This window comes from Microbulbifer epialgicus, assembly GCF_041447265.1.
Classification (GTDB): domain Bacteria; phylum Pseudomonadota; class Gammaproteobacteria; order Pseudomonadales; family Cellvibrionaceae; genus Microbulbifer; species Microbulbifer epialgicus.
On the sequence record NZ_JBGMEK010000016.1, the window covers coordinates 79,589 to 86,760 of the forward strand.

Annotated in this window: 4 protein-coding genes; 3 read left to right on the plus strand and 1 reads right to left on the minus strand. The window is 43.0% G+C overall.

Annotated elements, in window-relative coordinates; translation table 11 throughout:
- Positions 1-200: 200 nt before the first annotated feature.
- From ACCI49_RS09545 to ACCI49_RS09555, 3 genes are all read left to right on the plus strand, one after another.
- Entirely contained in the window at positions 201-1,193 is a 993-nt protein-coding gene (locus ACCI49_RS09545; RefSeq protein ID WP_371838731.1) for a M15 family metallopeptidase, read from the plus strand.
- Between the two features lie 286 nt (positions 1,194-1,479).
- Positions 1,480-2,781: a diaminobutyrate--2-oxoglutarate transaminase gene (gene ectB / locus ACCI49_RS09550; protein WP_371838732.1), complete on the plus strand. Its 1,302-nt coding sequence runs from the start codon at positions 1,480-1,482 to the stop codon at positions 2,779-2,781.
- A 64-nt stretch (positions 2,782-2,845) separates the two neighbouring features.
- Positions 2,846-4,819 carry an acylphosphatase gene (locus tag ACCI49_RS09555; protein WP_371838733.1) on the plus strand — a complete coding sequence of 658 codons (1,974 nt, stop codon included), beginning with the start codon at positions 2,846-2,848 and terminating at the stop codon, positions 4,817-4,819.
- A gap of 90 nt (positions 4,820-4,909) precedes the next feature.
- Here ACCI49_RS09555 and ACCI49_RS09560 read toward each other — a convergent pair whose 3' ends face one another.
- Complete coding sequence (locus ACCI49_RS09560) at positions 4,910-6,604, minus strand: BCCT family transporter (RefSeq protein ID WP_371838734.1); 1,695 nt, start codon at positions 6,602-6,604, stop codon at positions 4,910-4,912.
- Positions 6,605-7,172 lie beyond the last annotated feature (568 nt).

Below are 7,172 nucleotides of genomic sequence, written 5' to 3' on the forward strand. Positions count from 1 at the left end.
ACTGAGATAAAAAACGCCAAAATTGATATAATTCCTCATAGGTGAATGTTAAGGCGCCTGGATGAGCTATTAAGCTGCCTCACTTAAAGTACCTTTCACGTCCCCTAGGGTAGCCGTATACAATTCAAAATGTATTCACATATTTATATAAACGCATAAAAACCAAATATCGTTGAAAGGCATTGAAAGTGACGCTTAATTTGACTGAACAAAGAGCTAACATATTCAAATGCACTGTGGTTCTTATTATTACTTTAGAGCTTTATGCATGCTCTAAAAACCCTTTAAGTGATATTGATATCGATGACTTTCACCCTGAGCCACAGATAGGTGTTTATAATATTTCTCAAAGGGAATGCGAGCTAATGCTCTACCGGAAAGTTATCAGAAGTGACTCCCCTATCGGCTGTGAAAGACTAAAGAAAGTAGTGTTCAATTTCTATCCACTTACGGGAGATCAATCAAATATTAATACTGATCTTGGTCATCAAAATGAGCTGAAAACTAATGCAGTTTATATGATGAATAAACCCAGCGATGAATTGAATGATGCGTCCCGTCCTCGCCCTAATGGGGCTCTCATCGTGCTCGATGTTGTGGCGGATGAGGTGTTATCTCTATTTGAGGAGCTTTATCAGCTGAAGTTTCCGATAAAGTCTGCAATTCCGATTGAATACTTCAGCAAAAAAGAGCGATTAACAGAAAACATGAATAACTCCCTTGCCTTTGACTCTCGACCAATCACTGATGGAGACAAGTGGTCTGAGCACGCCTATGGGGCTGCAATAGATATTAATCCCCTACAAAACCCATACTTCTATATCAAAAAATCTTCAAAGGCAATATTAATACCCCAAAGTGCCACAGAGGGTTATCTAAATCGAGCAAAGTACCGAGTTGGAAAGCCGGTTCGTGCGGGCATGTCTGAAAAGGTGACCACAGTATTTGCCAAGCATGGTTTTGTGGTTTGGGGCGGGGATTGGAATATGCCAATTGACTATATGCACTTTCAAATAGGCTCACGTCAGTTTATTGAACAACTAGTTGCCCTGCCTTTAAAGGATGCAAAAGCATTATTTAATCATTTTGTAATTCAGGTCAACCAGTGCTTCGAAGAGAAAGCCGATATGAATGATATCGCCCATCTTAGAAAGTATTGTGTCGATAGGATATTCAATGCGTTTGATATGTAATACTACTGGGTCAGAAGGAAAGAATACCTGCCAGGAATGCGCTTTACAGGCATATACGAAAGTAACCAGCCAAGAATATCCTATGCGTGGAATTTTGCACCAAATCACTAATGCGTATCGGTTAACCTAGATGGTTTTTTCCTATAGATAAATTTCACGCATGCTATAAAAGCTTAAAGTGTCATTTAGCGTTGTATAGGGTGGCAATCTTACACTACAAACAATTATTTATAGTTGTTGACCCACTACACTCACTTGGATAGCCAAACTTCATTAAGAGTACGGAATGAAGATTTTCGATGATGTTGAATCGGAAGTGCAAAGCTATGCACGATCCTTTCCAAAGGTGTTTTGTCGCGCAAAGAATGAGTTACTTTGGGATCAGGAGGGAAATGAATATATAGATTTCTTGTCTGGTGCCGGCGCCCTCAATTATGGGCACAACAACACATTATTCAAAGAAACTTTGCTGGCTTATATTCAAACAGATGGCATCACACACAGTTTGGATATGCACACCAAAGCAAAAGGTGAGTTTCTACAAGCTTTCAATGACATAGTCTTAAAACCCAGGAATATGAACTATGTAGTCCAATTCACTGGACCTACAGGGACAAATGCAGTAGAAGCTGCCATGAAAATTGCCCGCAAGGTTACCGGGCGCCAAATGATTGTTACATTTACCAATGGCTTTCACGGGGTAAGCCTTGGCGCTCTCGCAGCAACAGGAAACTCTTATCACAGAGATGCCGCAGGTGTCACCCTGAACGGTACACACCGTATGCCATATGACGGCTACCTTGGCAAAAATATCGACACTACCGATTACCTTGATAAGACACTATCAGATTCCAGTAGTGGTATTGGTATGCCGGCCGCCGTTATTGTCGAAACACTTCAAGGAGAAGGCGGTATCAATACCGCCAGTGTAGAGTGGTTAAGAAATCTCCAGGCTGTTTGCAGAAAACATGGCTTGCTTTTAATCGTTGATGATATCCAAGCTGGATGTGGCCGCACAGGTGACTTTTTTAGCTATGAAAATGCGGGAATTGAGCCGGATATTATAACCTTGTCAAAATCTCTTGGCGGCTATGGGCTACCGATTGCTCTTGTATTAATGAAGCCAGAATTAGATCAATGGAAACCTGGGGAGCACAATGGGACTTTTCGTGGCAACAATCTAGCTTTTGTTACTGCGAAAGCAGCAATCGATCACTACTGGTCAGACGACAACTTCTCACAAGACATATTACGAAAAGGCAACTACATCTCAGCCCGTCTCGATAGCATCGTCAATCAATATGGTGGTGGCAACTTTACCCGACGTGGGCGTGGCATGTTTCAAGGAATTGACTGCGTAAGTGGTGAGCTTGCTGGAAAGATCACTAGGTGCGCTTTTGAGCGTGGATTGATTATTGAAACAAGTGGTGCTGACGATCAAGTAATTAAACTACTATGCCCTCTAACCATAAGTGATCAAAACCTTGAACATGGAATCGATATTATTGAAATAGGGTTCAAGGAGGTCTTTGCTGAAGAAGGAAATTCGTTGGATGTTAAAGGCAATTTCGATACCTGTCGAACTTAACACATTCAGACAATATAAGTAGCCAACCTCTCATAAACCAAGAACACATGGATGTATTTAAGTTATGTTAGATGAAAAACAGATGAATCTAAACCGCATACTGAACATTGAAAATGACTATTCAAAGTCACCATTCCTGAACATCAAGGCAAGAGACCTCAGCCTTCCAATTATAACTGCGGAAGCAGAGAATTTAGGGTGCACATTCAAATCACATGAGAAATCAATTTATGAAATAATAGATGGAGAAAGACGAATCCCATTTCTCAGCAACTCTCCTTCAAGCTCATGCGTACACAGTTACTGTGCAAGAATTAAGAATATTGCAAAAAGGATGCTAGTTGCAAATGGGGTTCCGGTCCCTGAGGGGGAAGTTTTCAAAGATATGAAAAAGGCTCTTGCTTACTTCCAAAAATTCAACAGCAAGGTTGCTATAAAACCAAATAATGCCTCCATGGCCAGAGGTGTAACTACTGGTATATCTACAGAAGAGGAATTCATTAAGGGGTGGGAGTTTGCCACGCCCTATAGCAAAGAGATCATAGTTGAGAAAAGTATTGATGGATTTGATTTAAGAGTTTGGGTGATCGGGGGCAAAGCTGTTACGGCATTTGTTCGGATCCCCGCTAATGTGGTCGGTGACGGAACCAATACTATTAGGCAGTTAATTGAAGACAAAAACAAGCGCAGAAAACTTAATCCAAATCTAGTTCATGATCCGATCAATCGATATGATTTAATCGATCGAAAAGGCATTACTTTGGATTATGTCCCCGAGCGCAATGAACGAGTATGGCTAGCAAGCGTAGCAACAGTAGGGGGTGAAATAGTTAACTATATTGATCATGTGGAAGAAAACATACTTAAGATTGCTGAAAAAGCAGCCGCAACATTTCCTGGGATAGTGCAAGCGGGCGTTGACTTAATTGTAAGTAGCGAAAGGGATAGCGGTACTGCCGTTGTCCTTGAGGTTAACTCAAACCCAGATATTTCATCTCCAACATTCCCAGGATATGGCGCTCAAACAAACACCCCAAAAGCGCTGCTAGAATATGTTTTAGAAAACCCAATCGCACAAGCGAAACAAAGAGGTAATTACAATCCAGCCCCACCTTTTTCTTACTCAATCAATGATCATTCATCACTTAGAGGACTCGGAAATTCGATAAAATTTATAAAGCAAGCCGCCTTGCGAAAAGGGATTGCGATTGAGGATATTGATGAAAATGTATTTTCTGCCAAATTCAATAATCAAACACATCTATTTCTTGGCTGTATGCCAGAAAGCACTTCTCTAGTATCTCGCATAATATGTAATGACAAGAGTTTTCTTTCGAGCTTTTTACAGTATAAAAACATCCCTTATTTCAAAGAGTCCGAAATCGGTGACTACTCCAAGGTTTACAGGCTGGCACTGATAGATAATGAGGTAGTGTCCGTGCTTCAAAGTATTCACAAAGGATATAAGCTAGACACTGAGTTCGGTATTAATCATAAGTGGCAGGAAGCCACCAGAGATATTCACTATAAATTCTGTGAAATTGCAGGTAATGTTATATCTGAATTATTCAACCCCTATCTTGCTGGAGTCACTATTGTTGCAGAAGATATAACTGTATCCCCAGATGAGCAAGAATGGGCGATAAGTGATGTTACTTACAAGCCTTTCCTGGCCTGGCATCACTATCCAAACGTTGGTGTTGGACGGGATGTAGCCGGAGCATTGCTAGACTCTTTATTTGAAGGGCTAAATAACTCCAAAACCATTCAAAAGTCTATTCATATAAGGCTGGACGAAGGCGCAATCTTCACAGACCTTGCCGACAAGATTCAAAAAAGTGCGGCAAAGTTTGGTATTTCAGGGTGGGCAAGAAACGCCCCGAACGAAAGTCTAGAAATGTTTCTAGAGGGGACACCAAATGCACTGGATGAGTTTCTTGCGACTTGCCAAGACTTAATAGGAGCGGACTTCGGAGACATCATCCGAGTTGAGGGGTACAACAAGATGGCCCACTCAAGCTTTATGGTGGTTAACTGAAAGGCTTTTGAATACCAAAAGTAGACTGGAACTTGAGGGCACCCTTAGTTCAAGGTACCCCTTACAGCCCTACCGGTGTATTCCTTCGGTCTAAAGACGTGACGGATGACTTCCAGGATCACCCTCTATATGAGGTTTATCATCATGTGACACGCCATGGGAGGCATGGGTGGGTATTTGCCAATCCCCCTCTTTGGTCCAGGGGTCATCTTTAGGGAAGTCCTCGATGTATATCTCCTTCTCCTCATAACTGGGTTGGTAACGCAAGTCATAATGTGCGGCTTTTACAATTGATATACACAGCATTAGTGCCACAACAAGAAGGGGAACCCCACCAATTACACTGGCGGTCTGTAAAGTATCAAGACCACCAAGGAACATCAGGGTAACTGGCATCAGAGAGAGGGCAAAGGCCCAGAAAACACGATTCCAACGTGCCGGCTCCTCATCAACCTCCTTTTGTACTACTGCAGCAAGGATATAAGATATTGAGTCGAAAGTGGTTGCGGTAAAGATCAGGGCAAGCACGGTATAAACCAAAATAACCAGCTTACTACCCGGCAAAGTCTTGAGCATGGAGAATATCGCCGCTGTTGCTCCTTGCTCGTTTAATACCTGCACTACATCCAGTTCACCAGAGAACTGCAGGTATACACCGTAATTCCCCAGTACCATAAAGAACAGGAAGCAACCCAGGGTACCAAAGAAAATAGAGCCAACCACCATCGCCTTGATTGTTCTACCCCGAGAAATACGCGCGATAAACAAACCAACACTGGGTGCGAACACCAACCACCAGGCCCAGTAAAAGATGGTCCAGTCTTGAGGGAAGTGTGTATCCGGAAACTGCTCAAATTCAGCGAAAGGCTCAGTCCAGGATGCCATATGGAAAATGTTGTCCAGTACCCGTCCCAGGGCATCCAGACCCGTATTCAGCATAAACAAAGTGGGGCCAACAAGGAAAACAAAAACAAGCAGAGCGATCGAGAGCCACATATTCACATTTGAGAGCGCCCGGATACCCTTTTTCAGGCCTACAAAAGCGCTATAGCCAAATATCAATGTGCAAATCATCAACACAGTAATCTGTGTGCCGAGCCCCGTGGGCACGCCAAGAAGCTCATGGGCCCCCTGAGTGATCAGCGGCGCAGCTATGCCCAAAGTGGTTGCACCGCCACCCAGCATGCCAAATACAAACAACACATCAATCAGTTTGCCGATGCCGCCCTGGGCCCGCTGTTCTCCTAAAACTGGCATCAGCGCTTCGCTGATCTTCAATACGCTGTGATTACGTACGTAGTAGAAATAGGCAATGGGTAGCGCGGGAATCAAATAAATAGACCAGGCGAGCGGCCCCCAGTGAAAAATCCCATAGGCTACGGCCCAGCGTGCCGCTTCGGGCGTACCGCCTTCCACTTGGAAAGGCGGAGCTTGGTAATAGTAGATCCACTCAACCATGGACCAGTAGAGAATGGATGCCCCTATGCCGGCGCAGAAGAGCATAGAGGCCCAAGAAAGTGTGGAAAACTCTGGGTTTTCTTCCGGGGTGCCGAGCTTTATCTGACCTATATCGCTGAACACGATGTAGACCATAAACAGTATTGCTCCAACCCCCAGTGCCAGGTAAAAGACCCCAAGCTTGTCGGTGACAAAGCCCTTGGCAACTAAAACCCAGGCTGCACCTACTTCCGGATAGAGCACGAGTGGGGCTGTCACTAGCAGCAACAGTGTTAGCGCCCCAAAAAAAGTGGGCTTATCGATAATTTCTCTAAAGTTACTTGACAACACCCGCCTCCAGAATGCCATGTATACTACGGCAAATTAAAAGCAAGCTTGACTTGATATACAGAACCGAAAATAAGTGAACTTACTGATTAGAACTTATATAAGGATAGGAATCAGGAATGATTGCTTCTAGCTTTTGCGTTTTTACTTCAAGCTTATTTTAACAATATCAGGCATCAATTCAACAAGAATTGGCTCCAACAAAGGATGTGTTGGATTAGCGATTTATGTGGGCAAATTAGTTTACTCGGTTTATGCGTACGGTATGCGCTAGTGAATAGTCAAATAGCAGTCCATTGCTTCATAAAAGCGCGATGGAATATTGGTATAGATGAAATAGCCTTCGCAGAAAGCCAAAATATGGATTTAGCTAGCGGGTTACCAGATGAAATAAAATATCTTGCAATTTCAGTTTTCTTGACAATAAGGTGGATTAGTTCAGACCAAATCTGACACATCCTCTTGAAAAAGAGGGGTTTACCAGTTTTGATGAAGGTGCCTAAATCTAAAAGCAAAACCAAGGATAAACCCCATGATCCATACTAATGATCGCATCATCAAACACAAG